This window comes from Streptomyces sp. NPDC104831, assembly GCF_055583025.1.
The window spans coordinates 40,197-58,490 of record NZ_JBVJOT010000026.1; the positions used below are offsets into that span (position 1 = coordinate 40,197).

Consider the following 18,294-nt stretch of genomic DNA (forward strand, 5'->3'; position numbering starts at 1 on the left):
AGGGCGTATGCCGGTACGCGGTGCGCCCGAAAGATTGCGGAGGGTGCCGGAAGGCGCCTAGCGCCCGGTTGCTCCCCCCGTTTCGGGACCGGTCGTAAGGATCACGTTCCGCAGGGGTTCGTGGTTCACGAACCGGGTCAGCTGGTCGACGAGAAGCCGCTTGGCGCGGGGCAGGAAGGCCGAGGAGGGCCCGCCGACATGCGGGCTGATCAGCACGCCCGGCGCCTGCCACAAGGGGTGGCCGGCGGGCAGCGGCTCGGGGTCCGTCACGTCCAGGGCCGCCGTGATCCGGCCCCGTTCCAGTTCGGCGAGGAGCGCCTTGGTGTCCACGACGGGCCCGCGCGCGACGTTGACGAGCAGCGCGCCGTCCTTCATGCGGGCGAGGAAGGCGGCGTCCACGAGTCCCCGGGTGTCTTCCGTGAGGGGGGTGCACAGGATCACGACATCCGCGTGCGGAAGCAGAGAGGGCACATCGGCGATCGGGTGCACGGGACCGCGCGCCACCGTGCGACCGGAGCGTGCGACCCGTGCGACCCGCGCGACCTCGAAGGGCGCGAGCCGGTCCTCGATGGCGGCGCCGATGGCCCCGTACCCGACGATCAGGACGTTCTTGTCGGCAAGGGAGGGGTGGAACCCGCCCACCCAGCGCTCCCGCTGCTGGGCGCGGACGAATTCCGGTATGCCGCGCAGCGCGGCGAGGGTCAGGGTGAGCGCCAGCTCGGCGGTGCTGGTCTCGTGCACCCCCCGCGCGTTGCACAGGCGTACGCCCGGCGCGATGTCCGAAAGCCGCGCGGTGATGTCGTCGACGCCGGCGGTGAGCGTCTGGATGACCCGGACGTTCGTCAGCCGCGCCAGCGGAGCCACCCGGACCGGCAGCGGCTTCATGTACGGCACCACGTACACCGCGCACTGAGCCGGGTCGCCGGGGAACGGCCGCTCACCGTCCGCGCCCCCGTCCCAGAACAGGTACCGGGGCCCCTCGGGCAGCCCCTCGATCTCCTCGGGCGGAATGGGAAGCCACACCTGTGAAGTCATGCCAGGAGGCTATGTCAGGCACGCGCGGGCGCAGAGGTTAGGTTGGTGGCCGGGCAGAGGGAGGTTCACGAGCAGGTGGAGCGCAGGACGATCGGCGCGGGGGGACTCGCGGTGGGGGCCGTCGGACTCGGATGCATGCCGATGAACTGGGCGTACACCGCATCCCGGCGACGGGGTGAGGAGTCGGTCAAAGCCGTGCACCGGGCGCTGGACCTCGGCTCGGACCTCCTGGACACCGCGGACATGTACGGACCGTTCACCAACGAGCTGCTGCTGGGCCGGGTGCTCAAGGAGCGGCGCGCGGACGCCTTCGTGGCGACGAAGGTGGGGCTGCTGGTGGGCGAGCAGCACATCGTGGCCAACGGCCGCCCCGGCTACGTGCGGCGGGCCTGTGACGCCTCGCTGCGCCGGCTCCAGACGGACGTGATCGACCTGTACCAGCTGCACCGCACCGACCCCGAGGTGCCCGTCGAGGAGACGTGGGGCGCGATGGCGGACCTGGTGCGGGCCGGGAAGGTGCGGGCGCTGGGGCTGTGCGCGCTGGGGGCGCGCGGCGGGCGCCGCTCGGGCGCGGGACCGTACGACGGGACGCTGCGCCGGTTGCAGCGGATCCAGCAGGTGTTCCCGGTGAGCGCGGTGCAGGCGGAGCTGTCGGTGTGGTCGCCGGAGGCGCTGCGGGCGCTGGTGCCGTGGTGCGAGGCGCGCGGGGTGGGCTTCCTCGCGGCGATGCCGCTGGGCAACGGCTTCCTGACCGGCACGCTGACGCCGGGAGAGGGGTTCGAGCCGGACGACGTGCGGGCCCGGCACCCCCGGTTCACGGCCGAGATGATGGCGGCCAACCAGCCGATCGTCGCGGGACTGCGGCGCATCGCGCGGCGGCACGGCGAGGGGGTCACCCCGGCGCAGGTGGCGCTCGCCTGGGTGCTGGCGCAGGGCCGCCATGTGATCGCGGTGCCGGGCACCAAGCGGGAGCGCTGGGCCGCCGAGAACGCGGGCGCCGCGGCCCTGCGGCTGACCGCGCAGGATCTCGCGGAGGTGTCCCGGCTGCCGGCGGCCCAGGGGTCCTGGGACTGAGGTCTCCGGCCGGCGAGGGGCCGGGGGCCGGGGCGGGGCGACCGGGGATTCCGGGGGCCGGGGTCCGGCGACGGCCCCCGGCGGCACCCGACGGCCGTCCGGGGCGCGCGACCGCCTTCCGCGACGCGCACCGGCCGTCGGTGGCACGGCAACGGCCCCCCGGCGGGCGGGAGTAGCGTGCCGGGTGGGCCGTCGTGGTGTCCGCCGTCTCGAAGGGAACCGTGATCGTGCGACGTCGAGCTGTACCCGCCGTGCTGGCCGTGACCGCCCTGCTGCTGGCGGCCGGCTGCTCCTCCGGGGGCGGAACGTCCCCGGGCCGGGCGCCGGGCGTCACCGCGTCCGGCGGGGACACCGCCTCGCGGGACACCGGGCCGGCCGCCCCGGCCAAGGGGTCGGTGAAGGTGCTGCGCACGGTGGCGCAGGGGCTGAAGTCGCCATGGGGGCTCGCCCCGCTGCCCGGCGGTGATCTGCTGGTGTCCTCCCGGGACGAGGGCACGATCAGCCGGATCGACGCGAAGACCGGCCGGACGACGGTGCTGGGCACGGTCTCCGGGGTCTCCCCGGCCGGCGAGGGCGGGCTGCTGGGCATCGCGCTGTCCCCCGGCTACGCCTCGGACCGCATGGTCTACGCCTACTTCACCTCGGCCTCCGACAACCGCGTGGTCCGGGTCCGCTACGACGAGCGGAAACCGGCCGGTGAGCAGCTCGGCGCTCCCGACACGGTGTTCAAGGGCATCCCCAAGGGCACCGTCCACAACGGCGGCCGGATCGCGTTCGGGCCGGACGGCATGCTCTACGCGGGCACCGGCGAGAGCGGCAAGCGGGGCCTGGCACAGGACCGGTCCTCGCTCGGCGGGAAGATCCTGCGGATGACCCCGGACGGCGAACCGGCGCCCGGCAACCCGTTCCCCGGCTCCGTCGTGTACTCCTACGGCCACCGCAACGTCCAGGGCCTGGCCTGGGACCGCCACGAGCGCCTGTTCGCCTCGGAGTTCGGCCAGGACACCTGGGACGAGCTGAACGCGATCAAGCCGGGCGGGAACTACGGCTGGCCGGAGGCGGAGGGCCGCTCCTCCGACGCCGGTTTCCAGAACCCCGTGGCCCAGTGGCACACCGACGAGGCCTCCCCCAGTGGCATCGCCTGCGTGGACGGCGCGATCTGGATGGCGGGGCTGCGCGGCGAGCGCCTGTGGCGCGTCCCGCTGGACGGTGTCGCGGCCTCCGCCGCCCCGCAGGCGTTCCTCACCGGCGCCTACGGCCGGCTGCGCACGGTCGCCCCGGCGGGCACGGGCCGGCTCTGGCTCGTGACCAGCGAGACGGACGGCCGGGGCGATCCCGGGAAGGGCGACGACCGGGTACTGGAGCTCCAGGTGCGCTAGGGCCGGCCCCGGGTCAGTCGGTGTCGCCGGTGCCGGGCCCGGGCTCCTCGTCGGGCCGGGCGGGCGGGGACAGTCGTATCACCGCCTTGCCGGAGGTCAGGTCTATGGGACCGTGACCGGGGTCGTTGTCGCCGACGTCCTCCCGGGACAGCTCCAGCCGGTTCTGTTCGTCCCGGGTGTGTTTGCGGCCGGGTGCGAACAGGTCCTCGAAGACGTTGAACACGGCTCCCCCTCTTTGCCGGTTTTCTCCAGCGTAGGTCTCACCCGGTCGTTCCGGCAGCGAGCGTCCCGGCCATGACCGGGCCGAGCCTGCCCGGGACGTGGGAGACGTGGACGCTCGCGGTCTTCGGCGAGATGAACAGCTCCTCGGCTGTCCGGCGGTCGCCCGGCCGACCGCACGCACGCGCAAGGGGCCCCAGGACGCCCCGCGCGGTGCGCGGAACGCCCTGAGGCCCCGGGAATCCCGCGGTCGGTCAGCCGGTGGAGGGCAGGCCCAGCAGGGCGTCGGAGTACTTCAGGACGGCCAGCAGCAGGCCGATGACGCCGAGCGAGAGGCCCGCCCAGGCCACCGACCTGATCCAGGCGGCCTGCGGCCGGCCGGGGGTGCCGAAGGCGGGCCGGACCAGCACGACCACGGCGGTGATCAGCGCGGCCAGCGCGAACAGGCCGGCCCACAGGGCGGTGGTGTGCCAGGCGTCGCCGTAGACCTCCTTGAGCTGGGTGCCCACGCTCGCGTCGGTGGACGTCCGCAGCTGGCCGATGAGCTGCTCGCGGGCGGCGGCGACGGTGCCGGTCCAGCCGCCGGTGAGCGAGACCAGGCCCAGCGCGGCGGAGACGACGGCACCGGCGCCCTGGCCGACCCCGGAGGACTTCTTGCCGGCCTCTCCCTCCCCGGCGTCCGCGACTTCCCCGGCGTCCTCGCCGGCCGTGCCGGGCCCGGTCTCCCCGTTCTCCCCGTTCTCCTCGACGGCCCCGGTGCCGGCCGTGGTCGTCCCGTCGTCCTCGTGCGCCTCGGTACCGGAGCCGGTGCCGGCGGTCTCAGCGCCTTCCGCTGTCTTCGTTGCCATGCCCGGCACCGTACGGACGCTGTCTGAGAGGTCCCTTAATGATCGCCGTGACCGCTCGGCGACCGCCGGGATCCCTCAGTCGTTCCGTGCGGTACGCGCGCGTGCCGCACGCCACTCCGGGGCCAGCACCGCCCAGATCTCGGTGCTGGTGCGCACGCCCCGGTGCGGGTAGTTCTCGCGGAGCACGCCCTCGCGGGTCATGCCCAGCCGCCGGGCCACGCCGATGCTCGGCTCGTTGGCCGAGGAGACCTGCCACTCCACCCGGTGCATGCCGCGCTCCTCGAAGGCCCAGTCGAGCAGCGTCCGCATGCCGCGCGTGACCAGCCCGCGCCCGGCCGCGCCCGGCTCCAGCCAGCAGCCGGCTTCGCAGACCCCGCTCGGGGTGTCCCAGACCCGGAACAGCAGCCCTCCGACGAGCTTGCCGTCCAGCCAGATCCCGTGCAGGCTGCCGGCGTCGGCGGCGCGCTTGTCGGCGTAGGACCTCAGCCAGGACCGGGCCCCGTCGAGATCGCAGACCACGTCGGCGAGCCCCACGTGCCGGCCGATGAACTCCCGTCCCCGGTCGATGTTCTCCAGCAGCTCCTCCGCGTGCCACACCTCCAGGGGCCGCAGTTCGGCGCCGTCGTCACCGAGCGATGTCGCGTACATCCGCCGCTCTTCCTTCCGCAGTTCGTCCGCCCGGATCCGGCCGGTACGGCAAAAATACGTCAGTCGAACTGGTCCCCGAGCGCCATGATCATCGTGCCCGCGACCAGCAGCCACAGGGCCCTGCGGGTACGGCCCCGGCCGCCGAGCACCGCCGCCGGGACGCACACGGCGGCGCCGAGGGCGTAGGCAGCGGGCACGACCGCCGGGGCGGCTCCGGCGGCCCTCAGCAGCGCGGCGGCCAGCCCCGCGCAGGCCAGCAGCGCCCCGGTGCCGACGGCCAGCCAGCGGGCCCGCCGGGCGTCCCCGACGCCCTCCTCGGCATCCCCCGCGTACCCGTCGGCGTCCCCGGTGCGCTCCCCCGCGTCCCCGGCGTACTCCCCCACGCCCCCGGTGCGCTGCCCGGCGTCCCCGGGTTCCCCGGCGCCTCCCGGCTCTTCCACGGCCTGCGTGGTCGCGGGCTCGACGCCGGCATCGGTGCTTCCCCTCATGGCGGGCGAGCGTACCTCCCGCCGTGGCGAAAACCCGGTGCGGGGCGGCCGTCCCGGCTGCTAGGCAGGTTGCTCGTGAACACGACACCGACATCACCGGACGCGCTCACCCGCCGTCTCACCCATCCGCGTTATCCCCGCAGCAACGGCTACGACGCCCGCTGGACCATCGAGAACCAGATGGGCCCGCACGCGTTGTGGCTGCTGGAGTGGCTGGCGCCCGCGCTGGGGCTCGACGCGCTGCCGCCGGGCGCGCGCGTGCTCGACCTCGGCTGCGGACGGGCGATGACCTCCGTCTTCCTCGCCCGCGAGTACGGCTTCCAGGTCACCGCCGCCGACCTGTGGGTGAAGCCCGGCGACAACGCCGTGCGGATCGCCGAGGCGGGCGTCGCCGACCGGGTGCTGCCCGTGCGCGCCGAGGCGCACGACCTGCCCTTCGCCGAAGGGTCCTTCGACGCGATCGTCTCCATCGACGCCTACCAGTACTTCGGCACCGACGACCTCTACCTGCCCACGCTGACCCCGCTGTTGAAGCCCGGCGGGCGGATCGGGGTCGTCGTGCCGGCGCTGCGCGAGGAGCCGCCGGGCACCGAGCCGCCGGAGCACCTGAAGCCCTGGTGGGAGCCCGCGTTCTGGTGCTTCCACACCCCCGGCTGGTGGCGGCGCCACTGGACCCGCGGCGGTGGGGTGGAGGTCGAGGCGGCCGACTGGCTGGAGGACGGCTGGCGCGACTGGCTGCTGTGGTGCGACGTGGTCGCCGAGGAGAGCACGGACGACTTCCACGTCCGCATGGCGGGCAGGTCCGCGCGGATGCTCCGCGCGGACGAGGGGCGCACGCTGGGCTTCGCCCGGGTCGTGGGGCGCCGGGCGTAAGCCGCCGTACGGCCCGGAGGGCGCCCCGCGGCACCACGACGCGCCCCGCACCACGCGAACGGCCCCGGAGGGCGAACCTCCGGGGCCGTACGCGGATGGGGTCAGCCCTCGCCGACGCCCAGCTTGTCCAGGATCAGCTCCTTGACGCGGGCCGCGTCGGCCTGGCCGCGGGTGGCCTTCATGACCGCGCCGACCAGGGCGCCGGCCGCGGCCACCTTGCCGCCGCGGATCTTGTCCGCGATGGCCGGGTTGCCGGCGATGGCCTCCTCGACGGCGGCGGTCAGCGCGCCCTCGTCGGAGACGACCTTCAGGCCGCGCCCCTCGACCACCTCGTCCGGGGTGCCCTCGCCCGCGAGGACGCCCTCGATGACCTGGCGGGCCAGCTTGTCGTTCAGGTCGCCCCCGGCGACCAGCTCGGTGACCCGGGCCACCTGCTGCGGGGTGATCGCCAGCTCGTCCAGCGCCGTGCCGGACTCGTTGGCGCTGCGCGCCAGTTCGCCCATCCACCACTTGCGGGCGGCGGCCGCGTCGGCACCGGCGTCGATCGTGGCGACGATCAGGTCCAGCGCGCCGGCGTTGAGGATCGCCTGCATGTCGGTGGCGGAGATGCCCCACTCCGCCAGCAGGCGGGTACGGCGGGCCAGCGGCAGCTCGGGCAGGGCCGCGCGGATCTCCTCGACCCACTCGCGCGAGGGCGCGACCGGGACCAGGTCGGGCTCCGGGAAGTACCGGTAGTCCTCGGCCTCCTCCTTCACGCGGCCCGAGGTCGTGGACCCGGTGTCCTCGTGGAAGTGGCGGGTTTCCTGGACGATCGTGCCGCCGCCGGAGAGCACGGCCGCGTGGCGCATGATCTCGTAGCGGGCCGCGCGCTCCACCGAGCGCAGGGAGTTGACGTTCTTCGTCTCCGAGCGGGTGCCGAACTTGTCGGCGCCCTTGGGCATCAGCGACAGGTTCACGTCGCAGCGCATCTGGCCCATCTCCATGCGGGCCTCGGACACGCCGAGGGCACGGATGACCTCGCGCAGCTCGCGGACGTACGCCTTCGCCACCTCGGGGGCGCGCTCGCCGGCGCCCACGATCGGCTTGGTGACGATCTCGATCAGCGGGATGCCGGCACGGTTGTAGTCCAGCAGGGAGTGGGACGCGCCGTGGATGCGGCCGGTGGCGCCGCCGACGTGCGTCGACTTGCCGGTGTCCTCCTCCATGTGGGCGCGCTCGATCTCCACGCGGAAGGACTCACCGTCCTCCAGCTGCACGTCGAGGTAGCCGTTGAAGGCGATCGGCTCGTCGTACTGGGAGGTCTGGAAGTTCTTCGGCATGTCCGGATAGAAGTAGTTCTTCCGGGCGAAGCGGCACCACTCGGCGATCTCGCAGTTCAGCGCGAGACCGATCTTGATGGCGGACTCGACGCCGGTCGCGTTGACGACCGGGAGCGCGCCGGGCAGGCCGAGGCAGACCGGGCAGGTCTGGGTGTTCGGGTCGGCGCCGAGCGAGGTCGAACAGCCGCAGAACATCTTGGTCTTGGTGCCGAGTTCGACATGGACTTCGAGGCCCATGACGGGGTCGTACGCGGCCAGCGCGTCCTCGTACGACACCAGGTCGGTCGTGGTGGTCACGGTGTAACTTCCCTCTCAGCCCAGCAGGACGTCGTCGTCGCCCAGCCGCTTCAGCTCGCGGTAGAGGATGGCGAGGCCGGTGACGATGCCCGCGGCGGTGACGACGGCGTCGACGAGCCTCAGCGTGTCGTTCTCGGCGCGGGCCTTCTTGATCTGCTTGGCGGCGCCGACCGCGCCGAACGCGGTGGCGGCCATGGACAGGTACGTACCGGACTTGGACTTCTTGAAGCCCTTGGCCTTGGACAGTGCGTTCACAGCGACGGTGCCTCCTCGAGCAGCGGGTGACCCCACTTTTCCACGAAGGCGGCCTCGACGGCGGCGCCCACCTTGTACAGCCGATCGTCCTTCAGCGCCGGGGCGATGATCTGCAGGCCCACCGGGAGGTTGTCCTCCGGGGCGAGACCGCAGGGCAGGGACATGGCCGCGTTGCCCGCCAGGTTGGTCGGGATGGTGCACAGGTCCGCGAGGTACATCGCCATCGGGTCGTCGGCGCGCTCGCCGATCGGGAAGGCGGTGGTCGGGGTCGTCGGGGAGACGATCACGTCGACCTGCTCGAAGGCCTTCTCGAAATCCCGCGTGATGAGCGTGCGGACCTTCTGCGCGGAGCCGTAGTACGCGTCGTAGTAACCGCTCGACAGGGCGTACGTGCCGAGCATGATCCGGCGCTTGACCTCGGGGCCGAAGCCGGCCTCGCGGGTCAGGGAGGTGACCTCCTCGGCGGAGTGCGTGCCGTCGTCGCCCGTGCGCAGGCCGTAGCGCAGGCCGTCGAAGCGGGCGAGGTTGGAGGAGCACTCGGAGGGTGCGATCAGGTAGTACGCCGACAGGGCGAGGTCGAAGGACGGGCAGTCCAGCTCGACGATCTCGGCGCCCAGCTCCTTCAGCAGCTCGACCGACTCGTCGAAGCGCTGGATGACGCCGGCCTGGTAGCCCTCGCCGCGGAACTGCTTGACCACGCCGACGCGCATGCCGCGGACGCTGCCGTTGCGGGCGGCCTCGACCACCGGCGGGACGGGGGCGTCGATGGACGTGGAGTCCAGCGGGTCGTGGCCGGCGATCACCTCGTGCAGCAGGGCCGCGTCCAGGACCGTACGGGCACAGGGGCCGCCCTGGTCGAGGGAGGAGGAGAAGGCGACCATGCCGTAGCGGGACACCGCGCCGTACGTCGGCTTCACGCCGACCGTGCCGGTGACGGCGGCCGGCTGGCGGATGGAGCCGCCGGTGTCGGTGCCGATGGCGAGCGGGGCCTCGTAGGCGGCGAGCGCGGCGGAGGAGCCGCCGCCGGAACCGCCGGGGATCCGGGTGAGGTCCCAGGGGTTGCCGGTCGGGCCGTAGGCGCTGTTCTCGGTGGAGGACCCCATGGCGAACTCGTCCATGTTGGTCTTGCCGAGGATGACGATGTCGGCGGCCTTCAGCCGCTTGGTGAGCGTCGCGTCGTACGGCGGGATCCAGCCCTCGAGGATCTTCGAGCCGACGGTCGTGGGCACGCCCTCGGTGGTGAAGATGTCCTTGAGCGCCAGCGGGACGCCGGCCAGCGGGCCGAGCTTCTCGCCGCGGGCCCGCTTCTCGTCGACGGCGCGGGCCTGCGCGAGGGCGCCCTCGCGGTCGACGTGCAGGAAGGCGTGGACCTTCTCGTCCACGGCCTCGATCCGGGCGAGGTGGGCCTCGGCGACCTGGACGGCCGTCAGCTCGCCGGAGGCGATCTTCTCGGCGGTCCGGGCGGCCGTGAGCTTGATGATGTTGCTGTCCGTCATGGTCACTCCTCCCCCAGGATCTGCGGCACCTTGAAACGCTGCTGCTCCTGGGCCGGGGCGCCGGAGAGCGCCTGCTCGGGGGTGAGCGAGGGACGGACCTCGTCCGGCCGCATGACGTTCGTCAGCGGGAGCGGGTGCGAGGTCGGCGGTACGTCTTGGTCGGCGACCTCGCTGACGCGGGCGACCGCGCCGATGATGTCGTCGAGCTGTCCCGCGAAGTGGTCGAGTTCTTCGGGCTTCAGCTCCAGACGCGCCAGCCGGGCGAGGTGGGCGACCTCCTCGCGCGTGATGCCAGGCATGCAGCGATCCTCTGGGGTGAGTGTGTGTGGTTTGGGCCCAATCCTAGGGGGCGGCGCCCCGTGCCCGTGAAACGGTTTCCCCCAGGCCCGCTCGCCGCCCCCGCGCGGCGGGCGCCGCGCGAGGTGGCGCTCAGAGCGCGAAGAGCAGACCGGCGGTGATCAGCACGACGATCGCGGTGGCGAAGTGGACCCCGAAGGCGACGGCTCTCGTGCCGCCGTTGCGCAGGACTATCAGCGTGTCGGCGAGCGGGACGAGTGCCACGCAGACCATGAACCAGGCCTCGGCGCGGGTCCCGGCGAAGGCGAGGAGGGCGAGGCCCAGCAGCCCGAAGGTGCCGTCCCTGAGTCCCTTGACCGACAGGTAGGCGCGGGCGTCGCCGCGCGGGTCGGCCGCGACTCCGTACCCGGCCGCCGCGGGGCCCGGCCGGAACAGGAAGCGGTAGCCGAGGAACACGCAGAACAGGTCGAGCAGGACGGCCAGGGTGTACGCGGTGACGGTCACGCCAACTCCTTGCTAGCAACGCTAGAGACAAGAGTGAAGCTAGCAGATCAACGACAGAGTGACTAGCGTCGCTAGATTCACCACGGCCGGGAGCATTCCGCGAGCGGCCGGGCGGCGCCCCGCAGCGGTGGCGGCGGTCGGAACGGGCGGCTACTCGGCCGCGGGCAGCACGGCGGGAGCGGCGGGGGTCCGCTGCCAGCCGCGGGACCCCCGGGCCAGCAGCCAGGTGGTGGCCTCCTCCGGCGGCATCGCCGCGGCGACCAGCCAGCCCTGCACCGCGTCGCAGCCCAGGTCCCGCAGCCGCTCCCAGGTCTCGTCGTCCTCCACGCCCTCGGCGACGACCAGCAGCCCCAGCGAGTGGGCCAGGTCCACCGTGCAGCGGACGATCTCGGCGTCCTCGGTGTCCACGGCGAGCCGGGCCACGAAGGAGCGGTCGATCTTCAGCTCGCTGACCGGCAGCCGCCGCAGGTGGACCAGGGACGAGTACCCGGTGCCGAAGTCGTCCAGGGACATCTTCACGCCGTGTCCGGTGAGCCCGGCGAGGGTGTCGGCGGCCCGCTGCGGGTCCTCCAGCAGCACGTGTTCCGTGATCTCCAGCTGGAGCGCCCCGGCGGGCACCCCGTGCCGGGCCAGCCGGGCGGCGACGGAGCCGGCGAAGCCGGGGGTGTGGACGTCGCGCGGGGAGACGTTGACGGCGACCGGGACCCGCAGGCCCTGCGCGCGCCAGCGGGCGACCTGGCCGAGCGCGGTCTCCAGGACGTACTCGGTGAGGTGGGGCATCAGCCCGGAGGACTCGGCTATGGCTATGAACTCGTCCGGCGGCACCTTGCCGCGCTCGGGGTGCACCCAGCGCACCAGCGCCTCCAGGCCGGCGACCTGCCCGTCGAAGCGGACCTTGGGCTGGTAGTGGAGGTGGACCTCGTGCGCGTCGAGGGCCCGGCGCAGGTCGCCGAGCAGGCCGAGGCGGTCGGGGGTGTTGGAGTCCCGCTTGGATTCGTAGACCTCGACGCCGGTCCGGTCGCGCTTCGCCTGGTACATCGCGACGTCGGCGCGGCGCAGCAGGCCCTCGGCGTCGAGCGCGTGGTCGGGGAAGACGGCGACGCCGGCACTGGCCTCCAGGACGAGGGTGAGGCCGTCCAGGTCGAGCGGGGAGCTGAGGGCGGTCACGAGACCGCGGGCGACGCGCGTCGCCGACGTGGTGGAGTCGGCGACGGGGAGTAACACGGCGAACTCGTCACCGCCGAGCCGGGCGGCCTCGGCGCCGCGCGGCAGGGCGAGCCGCAGCCGGTCGGCGATCTGGAGCAGCAGCCGGTCCCCGGCCAGATGGCCGAGCGTGTCGTTCACCGAGCGGAACCGGTCGAGGTCGATCAGCATGAGCGCGGAGCGCGCCCCGATGCGGTCGGCGTCGTCCAGGGCGGTCCAGATGCGTTCCAGCAGCCACTGCCGGTTGGGCAGCCCGGTCAGCGGGTCGCGCAGCTGCTCCTCGGCGCGGGCGCGGGCCATCCACAGCGTGGAGTCCAGCGCGATGAGCGGGATGGCGAAGAGCGGGAGCAGGATCGGCTCGGCGTCGGCGACGACGCACAGCAGCGGGGCGATGCCGAGCAGGGCGACGGCGACCAGTCCCTGCCGGACCAGGGCGGTGCGGGCGACGGTGGGCACCCCGCCCTCGCGCGGCGCGTACAGGTACCACAGCAGGCCGCGGCTGACGGCGAGGTAGGCGACCGCGACCAGGACGACCTGGGGGGCGGTGGCGATGGTCCAGCTGTCGGGCCGCCAGGGCGTCTCGACGCTCGGGACCCGGCCGAACGCGCCGAGCAGCAGGGCGCCGACACCGATGCCGAGGACGTCCGCCGCGCCGTGCAGGACCCCCTGGCGCCAGCGGTGCCGGCGGGCGATGCCGACCAGGACGACGACGGTGAGGCTGACCAGTCCGGCGGGCACCCAGCCGTACAGCAGCAGGACGGCGAGGGTGAGGGCGGCGCCCGATCCGGTGCCGCCCCACCAGCGGGCGCGGCCCAGCATCACGAGGTGGCCGACGATGACGCCGGTGAGCAGGGCCAGCGCCCAGCCGACCGTGCCGCGCGGGAAGAGGGCGTGCTGGTCGGTGTAGGCGCGGTAGAACCCGGCGCCCAGGGCGCAGCCCGCGGCGGCGACGACGGCCGCGGGCAGCGGGGGCCAGGACAGCGGGTGCCGTTCGGTGTCGGCGCCGGTCAGGGCGGGGGCGCCGGCCGGCGGCAGGGGGGCGGCGGACTCGGTGGCCGCGCACGGGCCGGCGAGGAGCGGGCCCGTGGGGCGCGGCCGCGCGCCCGTACGGCCCGCGGCCCGGTCGGTCCACCGGTTCCGGCGCCAGGTGCCCGCACGGCGGCGCGGACGCAGCCGTGCGTCGGGGGCGGCGCTCTCGGTCGGTTCCATTCCCGTCCCTCTCACAGCCGGCGGTGCCCACGCCACGCGGCCCGGTGCCCGACAACCCTCAGCGGCTCCGCGTCGAAGAAACCCTCCCCGGGCCTGTCGAGGGCACGGAGGTGCCCCAGCCGCAGCTGGGCACGGCAGGCGCACGCCTCAACAGTAGGCCGCGGAAGGCTTCCACGGGCAGCGGTCTCCGACGGTTGCCCGAATGCGCCCGGGCCACCCGTATGCATCTGATATGCGCCGATCGGGCGGCCTTCAACCGCTACTCCTCGGTCGGAAGCGCGACTTCGGCCGCCGCTTCGGGGCCCTGCTCCAACAGGACGTTGAAACCATCCTCGTTCAGAACAGGAACCTTCATTTGCATGGCCTTGTCGAACTTCGATCCGGGGTTGTCACCAACGACGACGAAAGAGGTCTTTTTCGAAACCGAACCGGTCACTTTCGCTCCCCGGCTCTGCAGCGCCTCCTTGGCGCCGTCCCGGGTGAAGTGCTCCAGCGTGCCGGTGACGACGACCGTGAGCCCCGCCAGCGGCCGCGGCCCCTCCTCCTCGCCGGACGCCTCGTCCTCCAGCGGGACCCCGGCGGCCTTCCACTTGCGGACGATCTCGCGGTGCCAGTCCTCGGCGAACCACTCCTTGAGCGCGGCGGCGATGATCGGGCCGACGCCGTCGGTGGCCGCCAGCTCCTCCTCGGTCGCCTGTTCGATGCGGTCGACGGAGCGGAACTCGCGGGCGAGGGCCTGCGCGGCGACCGGGCCCACGTGCCGGATGGACAGCCCGTTCAGGAACCGGGCCAGCGGACGGGACTTGGCCGCCTCGATGTTCGCCAGCAGCGCGAGGGTGTTCTTCTTCGGCTCGCCCTTCTGGTTGGCGAAGACCGTGACGACCTTCTCCTCACCGGTCTTGGGGTCGCGCTTGGGCAGTCCGCTGTCCGGGTCCAGCACATGGGCCTTGATGGGCAGCAGCTTCTCCACCGTCAGGTCGAACAGGTCGCCCTCGTCCACCAGCGGCGGGTCGGCCGGCTCCAGCGGCCGGGTCAGCGCGGCGGCGGCCACCTGGCCGAAGTGCTCGATGTCCAGGCACTCGCGGCCCGCCAGGTACGACACCCGCTCGCGCAACTGGGCCGGGCACGTACGGGCGTTCGGGCAGCGCAGGTCGACGTCGCCCTCCTTCATCGGCCGCAGCGGCGTGCCGCACTCCGGGCACTTGCCCGGCATCACGAACTCCCGCTCGCTGCCGTCCCGCAGGTCCACCACCGGGCCGAGGATCTCCGGGATGACGTCACCGGCCTTGCGCAGCACGACGGTGTCCCCGACGAGGACGCCCTTGGCCTTGACGACGTCCTGGTTGTGCAGGGTGGCGAACTCCACCTCGCTGCCCGCCACCGTGACCGGCTCCACCTGGGCGTACGGCGTGACCCGGCCGGTGCGGCCGACGCCCACCTTGATGTCGACCAGCTTGGTGTTGACCTCCTCCGGCGCGTACTTGTAGGCGATCGCCCAGCGGGGTGCCCGCGCGGTGGAGCCGAGCCGCCCCTGGAGGCGGATCTCGTCCAGCTTGACCACGACGCCGTCGATCTCGTGCTCGACGGAGTGCCGGTTCTCGCCGTAGTACGCGATGAACTCGCGCACCCCGTCCAGGCCGTCGACCACGCGGTTGTGCGGGGAGGTGGGCAGGCCCCAGGTCTTCAGCAGGTCGTACGCCTGGGAGAGCCGGTTCAGGCCGGTGAAGCCCTCCAGGGCGCCGATGCCGTGCACCACCATGTGCAGCGGGCGGGTCGCGGTGACCCTCGGGTCCTTCTGGCGCAGCGAACCGGCGGCGGCGTTGCGGGGGTTGGCGAACGGCTTGTCGCCGGCCGCGACCAGGCGTTCGTTCAGTTCGAGGAACTTCTCCATCGGGAAGTAGACCTCGCCGCGGATCTCCACCAGGTCGGGCACCTGCTCGCCGGCCAGGCGGTCCGGGATCTCCGCGATGGTGCGGACGTTCGGCGTGATGTCCTCGCCGGTGCGGCCGTCGCCGCGGGTGGCCGCGCGCGTGAGACGGCCCTTCTCGTACGTGAGGTTGACCGCGAGGCCGTCCACCTTCAGCTCGCACAGGAAGTGGTACGCCTGGTCGCCCAGTTCCCTCGCGACGCGGTCGGCCCAGGCGGCCAGCTCGTCGTCGTTGAACGTGTTGTCCAGCGACAGCATCCGCTGGCGGTGCTCGACGGCGGTGAACTCCGTCTCGTAGGACCCCGCGACCTTCTGGGTGGGCGAGTCCGGGGTGCGCAGCTCCGGATACCGCTCCTCCAGGGCCTCCAGGGACTTCAGGAGCCGGTCGAACTCCGCGTCGCTGACGACGGGGGCGTCCTTCACGTAGTACCGGAAGCGGTGCTCCTCGATCTGTTCCGCCAGCCGCGCGTGGGTCTCGCGGGCCTCGGCGGGCACCGCTGTCGTCTCCGCTTGCTTGTCGCCGGCCACCGTGTCGTCCTCCGTTACTCAGGGTTGTCCGCGAGGGATCTCGCCGCCCGGACGCAGTGGGCGAGCGCCTGGCGTGCGTACGCGGGGGAAGCGCCCGCCAGACCGCATGCCGGGGTCACCGTGACCGCCTCCGCGAGCAGCCCCGGACGCAGCCCCAGCCTGCGCCACAGCGTCCTGACACCCATGACGCTACCGGCAGGGTCTGACAACGGGCCGTCCGTGCCCGGCACGACACCGGCGAACAGCCGCGTGCCGCTCTCGACGGCCTCACCGATCACGTCGTCGTCACGCTCGGTGAGCAGCGTGAGGTCGAAGGAGACGGCCGCGGCGCCGGCCCGCCGCAGCAGCGCGAACGGCACGTCCGGGGCGCAGGAGTGCACGACCACGGGCCCGCCGTCGTGCGCCCCGACGACGTCCCGGAGCATGGCCTCCACCACCTGCCGGTCCACGGCGCGGTGGGTGCGGTAGCCGCTGGCGGTGCGGACCTGTCCGCGCAGCACGGCGGTCAGGGAGGGCTCGTCGAGCTGGAGGACGACCCGGGCGCCCGGGACGCGCCGCCGCACCTCGGCCAGGTGCGACCGCAGCCCCTCGGCGAGCGAGGCGGCGAGGTCCCGGCAGGCCCCGGGGTCCGACAGGGCGGCCTCGCCGTTCCTCAGCTCCAGCGCGGCGGCCAGCGTCCACGGCCCGACGGCCTGCACCTTCAGATCGCCCGTGTAGCCCTGGGTGAACTCCTCCAGGGCGTCCAGGTCCTCCACCAGCCAGGACCGGGCCCGGCGGGTGTCCCGGCCCGGCCGGTCCCCGATCCGCCAGCCGCTGGGCTCCACGCGCGCGTACAGCTCGACCAGCATCCCGGCGGTCCGGCCGATCATGTCGGCGCCGGGCCCGCGCGCGGGCAGCTCCGCGAGGAACGGGAAGTCCTCGAAGCTGCCGGTGGCGGTCTTGGCGGCCTCGCGGGCGTCGGTACCGGGCAGGGAGCCGACACCGGTGGCTCCGGGGAACCTGAACTGGCTGTTTTCGCTCACCAGGGAAGCCTACGGAACCCCGGGACCCCGGTCAGCGCCCCGGGCGTACCGACAGGTCGTTGACCTCCGCGTCCCTCGGCAGGTCCAGGGCCATCAAAAGGGCCGTGGCGACCGACTCGGGGTCGATCCACTTCCCCGGGTCGTACTCCTTGCCCTCCTGCCGGTGCACCTTGGCCTGCATGGGGCTGGCGGTGCGGCCGGGGTAGACGGTGGTGACGCGGACGCCGCCCGCGTGCTCCTCCTGGCGCAGCGCGTCGGCGAGGGCCTTCAGGCCGTGCTTGGAGGCGGCGTACCCGGACCAGCCGGCGGAGGCGCTCAGACCCGCTCCGGAGTTGACGAAGATCACATGGCCGCGGGCCGCCCGCAGCTGCGGCAGGAAGAGCCGGGTCAGCTCGGCGGGCGCGATCAGGTTGACGTTCAGCTGGTGGTGCCAGGACTTCGGGGTGAGGTCGCCGACCTGACCCAGCTCGACGACCCCGGCGATGTGCAGCAGGGAGTCCACCCGGTCCGGCAGCGTCTGGTGGGAGAACGCCCAGGAGAGCTTGTCCGGGTCCGCGAGGTCGCCGACCAGGGTGCGCGCGCCGGGGAACAGCGCCGCCAGCTCCTTGGCGCGGCCCGCGTCGCGCGCGTGCAGCACGAGGTCGTCCCCGCGCGCGTGCAGCCGGCGGGCCACGGCCGCGCCGATGCCGGAACCGGCCCCGGTGATCACATGAGTAGCCATGGGGCCATGCTCGCATCAGTGCCCGGCGAGCTGCTCCTCCAGGTAGGCCAGGGCGCCGGCGGGCTCGTCGGCGAAGAAGACCAGCTCGGCCAGCGGGCGGGGCAGGAAGCCCTCGGCCTCCATGCGGCGGAACTGCTCGCGCAGGCCGTCGTAGAAGCCCGCCGTGTTCAGCAGCACGACCGGCTTGCCGGTGCGGCCGTGCTTCTTCAGCTCCAGGATCTCGGTGGCCTCGTCGAGGGTGCCGGTGCCGCCCACCATGATCACCACGGCGTCGGCCTTCTCCAGCAGCAGCCTCTTGCGTTCGGCGAGGTCGGCCGCGATGACCATCTCGTCGGCGCCGGGCCGCGCCTTGTTCGCCAGGAACTCCACGGAGACGCCCAGCAGCCTGCCGCCCGTCTCCTGCACCCCGTCGGCGACCACCTTCATCAGACCGCTGTCGGAGCCGCCCCAGACCAGCGTGTGACCGGCCTTGCCGATCAGTTCCGCGAACTCGCGCGCGGGCCGGGTGTAACGCTCGTCGAGGTCGGCGGCGGACAGGAAGACGCAGATGTTCATGGCTCATACCGTACGTCGCCCGGGCCGGCCGGGAAGAAGCGCGGTCCGTCCGGTGCTGTTCCGGTATGACCGATGGACACACGATCACGATCCACAAGAGCGAGCGGCACGTGCGCGTGGTGCACGGCGACCAGGTGCTCGCGGAGTCCGACCGTCCCCTGGAGCTGCGCGAGACGGGCTGTCCGGTGCGGTACTACATCCCCGCCGAGGACGTGCGCCTCGATCTGCTGACCCCCTCCGACACGCACACCGTCTGTCCGTACAAGGGCACGGCGTCCTACTGGTCGCTGCCGGACGCGGCCGACCTCGTCTGGGCGTACCCCGAGCCCAAGCCCGACAAGGCGGAACTCAAGGACCACTACTGCTTCTACGACACCGAGGTCGTATGACCCTCCCC

General features: G+C 73.1%; 19 protein-coding genes. 4 read left to right on the forward strand and 15 right to left on the reverse strand.

The window, feature by feature from the left end:
* Nucleotides 1-57: 57 nt before the first annotated feature.
* Nucleotides 58-1,035 (reverse strand): 2-hydroxyacid dehydrogenase, encoded by a 978-nt coding sequence (locus ACZ63H_RS19190; protein ID WP_469866481.1) that lies wholly within the window; start codon nt 1,033-1,035, stop codon nt 58-60.
* Nucleotides 1,036-1,110: 75 nt separating this feature from the next.
* On the opposite strand from ACZ63H_RS19190, the gene ACZ63H_RS19195 reads away from it, so the two are divergent.
* Nucleotides 1,111-2,109 carry an aldo/keto reductase gene (locus tag ACZ63H_RS19195; protein WP_469866483.1) on the forward strand — a complete coding sequence of 333 codons (999 nt, stop codon included), beginning with the start codon at nt 1,111-1,113 and terminating at the stop codon, nt 2,107-2,109.
* Nucleotides 2,110-2,336: 227 nt separating this feature from the next.
* Nucleotides 2,337-3,488: a PQQ-dependent sugar dehydrogenase gene (locus ACZ63H_RS19200; RefSeq protein WP_469866485.1), complete on the forward strand. Its 1,152-nt coding sequence runs from the start codon at nt 2,337-2,339 to the stop codon at nt 3,486-3,488.
* Nucleotides 3,489-3,501: 13 nt separating this feature from the next.
* Here ACZ63H_RS19200 and ACZ63H_RS19205 read toward each other — a convergent pair whose 3' ends face one another.
* The 4 genes from ACZ63H_RS19205 to ACZ63H_RS19220 all read right to left on the reverse strand — a co-directional run bounded on the left by ACZ63H_RS19205 (nt 3,502) and on the right by ACZ63H_RS19220 (nt 5,691).
* On the reverse strand, nt 3,502-3,711 hold the full coding sequence (locus ACZ63H_RS19205; protein ID WP_469866487.1) for a DUF6191 domain-containing protein: 210 nt from the start codon (nt 3,709-3,711) through the stop codon (nt 3,502-3,504).
* A gap of 250 nt (nt 3,712-3,961) precedes the next feature.
* On the reverse strand, nt 3,962-4,555 hold the full coding sequence (locus ACZ63H_RS19210) for a hypothetical protein (RefSeq protein ID WP_469866489.1): 594 nt from the start codon (nt 4,553-4,555) through the stop codon (nt 3,962-3,964).
* A 75-nt stretch (nt 4,556-4,630) separates the two neighbouring features.
* Complete coding sequence (locus ACZ63H_RS19215) at nt 4,631-5,203, reverse strand: GNAT family N-acetyltransferase (protein ID WP_469866491.1); 573 nt, start codon at nt 5,201-5,203, stop codon at nt 4,631-4,633.
* A 59-nt stretch (nt 5,204-5,262) separates the two neighbouring features.
* Complete coding sequence (locus tag ACZ63H_RS19220; protein WP_469866493.1) at nt 5,263-5,691, reverse strand: hypothetical protein; 429 nt, start codon at nt 5,689-5,691, stop codon at nt 5,263-5,265.
* Nucleotides 5,692-5,766: 75 nt separating this feature from the next.
* Here ACZ63H_RS19220 and ACZ63H_RS19225 point away from each other — a divergent pair, with 75 nt between their 5' ends.
* Nucleotides 5,767-6,564, forward strand: a complete 798-nt coding sequence (locus ACZ63H_RS19225; protein ID WP_469866495.1) for an SAM-dependent methyltransferase — start codon at nt 5,767-5,769, stop codon at nt 6,562-6,564.
* A gap of 101 nt (nt 6,565-6,665) precedes the next feature.
* On the opposite strand, the gene gatB is transcribed toward ACZ63H_RS19225, so the two are convergent.
* From gatB to ACZ63H_RS19275, 10 genes are all read right to left on the reverse strand, one after another.
* Nucleotides 6,666-8,180 carry an Asp-tRNA(Asn)/Glu-tRNA(Gln) amidotransferase subunit GatB gene (gene gatB, locus ACZ63H_RS19230; RefSeq protein ID WP_469866497.1) on the reverse strand — a complete coding sequence of 505 codons (1,515 nt, stop codon included), beginning with the start codon at nt 8,178-8,180 and terminating at the stop codon, nt 6,666-6,668.
* Nucleotides 8,181-8,195: 15 nt separating this feature from the next.
* Complete coding sequence (locus tag ACZ63H_RS19235; protein WP_318201248.1) at nt 8,196-8,435, reverse strand: hypothetical protein; 240 nt, start codon at nt 8,433-8,435, stop codon at nt 8,196-8,198.
* The gene (gene gatA / locus ACZ63H_RS19240; RefSeq protein WP_469866499.1) at nt 8,432-9,937 is read right to left on the reverse strand and encodes an Asp-tRNA(Asn)/Glu-tRNA(Gln) amidotransferase subunit GatA; all 1,506 of its coding nucleotides are present in this window, start codon (nt 9,935-9,937) and stop codon (nt 8,432-8,434) included. Before gatA ends, ACZ63H_RS19235 begins: the two co-directional genes overlap by 4 nt.
* Nucleotides 9,934-10,230 (reverse strand): Asp-tRNA(Asn)/Glu-tRNA(Gln) amidotransferase subunit GatC, encoded by a 297-nt coding sequence (gene gatC / locus ACZ63H_RS19245; protein ID WP_004925108.1) that lies wholly within the window; start codon nt 10,228-10,230, stop codon nt 9,934-9,936. The genes gatA and gatC overlap by 4 nt, the downstream gene beginning before the upstream one ends.
* 130 nt (nt 10,231-10,360) lie before the next feature.
* Nucleotides 10,361-10,732 (reverse strand): DUF4267 domain-containing protein, encoded by a 372-nt coding sequence (locus tag ACZ63H_RS19250; RefSeq protein WP_469866501.1) that lies wholly within the window; start codon nt 10,730-10,732, stop codon nt 10,361-10,363.
* A 150-nt stretch (nt 10,733-10,882) separates the two neighbouring features.
* Complete coding sequence (locus ACZ63H_RS19255; RefSeq protein ID WP_469866503.1) at nt 10,883-13,144, reverse strand: putative bifunctional diguanylate cyclase/phosphodiesterase; 2,262 nt, start codon at nt 13,142-13,144, stop codon at nt 10,883-10,885.
* Nucleotides 13,145-13,403: 259 nt separating this feature from the next.
* On the reverse strand, nt 13,404-15,599 hold the full coding sequence (gene ligA, locus ACZ63H_RS19260; RefSeq protein ID WP_469866505.1) for an NAD-dependent DNA ligase LigA: 2,196 nt from the start codon (nt 15,597-15,599) through the stop codon (nt 13,404-13,406).
* Nucleotides 15,600-15,613: 14 nt separating this feature from the next.
* A complete protein-coding gene (locus ACZ63H_RS19265) occupies nt 15,614-16,621 on the reverse strand; it encodes a methionine synthase (RefSeq protein ID WP_469866507.1) in 1,008 nt (335 codons plus the stop codon).
* A 31-nt stretch (nt 16,622-16,652) separates the two neighbouring features.
* Nucleotides 16,653-17,342: an SDR family oxidoreductase gene (locus ACZ63H_RS19270; RefSeq protein WP_469866508.1), complete on the reverse strand. Its 690-nt coding sequence runs from the start codon at nt 17,340-17,342 to the stop codon at nt 16,653-16,655.
* Nucleotides 17,343-17,357: 15 nt separating this feature from the next.
* Nucleotides 17,358-17,897 carry an LOG family protein gene (locus ACZ63H_RS19275; protein ID WP_469866510.1) on the reverse strand — a complete coding sequence of 180 codons (540 nt, stop codon included), beginning with the start codon at nt 17,895-17,897 and terminating at the stop codon, nt 17,358-17,360.
* A 65-nt stretch (nt 17,898-17,962) separates the two neighbouring features.
* On the opposite strand from ACZ63H_RS19275, the gene ACZ63H_RS19280 reads away from it, so the two are divergent.
* The gene (locus ACZ63H_RS19280) at nt 17,963-18,286 is read left to right on the forward strand and encodes a DUF427 domain-containing protein (RefSeq protein ID WP_469866512.1); all 324 of its coding nucleotides are present in this window, start codon (nt 17,963-17,965) and stop codon (nt 18,284-18,286) included.
* Nucleotides 18,287-18,294: the final 8 nt, after the last annotated feature.

Coding starts and splice junctions, on each gene's coding strand:
- ACZ63H_RS19190 (WP_469866481.1), bottom strand. CDS start 1,035: ATGACTTCACAGGTGTGGCTTCCCATTCCGCCCGAGGAGATCGAGGGG.
- ACZ63H_RS19210 (WP_469866489.1), bottom strand. CDS start 4,555: ATGGCAACGAAGACAGCGGAAGGCGCTGAGACCGCCGGCACCGGCTCC.
- ACZ63H_RS19215 (WP_469866491.1), bottom strand. CDS start 5,203: ATGTACGCGACATCGCTCGGTGACGACGGCGCCGAACTGCGGCCCCTG.
- ACZ63H_RS19220 (WP_469866493.1), bottom strand. CDS start 5,691: ATGAGGGGAAGCACCGATGCCGGCGTCGAGCCCGCGACCACGCAGGCC.
- gatC (WP_004925108.1), bottom strand. CDS start 10,230: ATGCCTGGCATCACGCGCGAGGAGGTCGCCCACCTCGCCCGGCTGGCG.
- ACZ63H_RS19255 (WP_469866503.1), bottom strand. CDS start 13,144: ATGGAACCGACCGAGAGCGCCGCCCCCGACGCACGGCTGCGTCCGCGC.
- ACZ63H_RS19270 (WP_469866508.1), bottom strand. CDS start 17,342: ATGGCTACTCATGTGATCACCGGGGCCGGTTCCGGCATCGGCGCGGCC.
- ACZ63H_RS19275 (WP_469866510.1), bottom strand. CDS start 17,897: ATGAACATCTGCGTCTTCCTGTCCGCCGCCGACCTCGACGAGCGTTAC.
- ACZ63H_RS19280 (WP_469866512.1), top strand. CDS start 17,963: ATGACCGATGGACACACGATCACGATCCACAAGAGCGAGCGGCACGTG.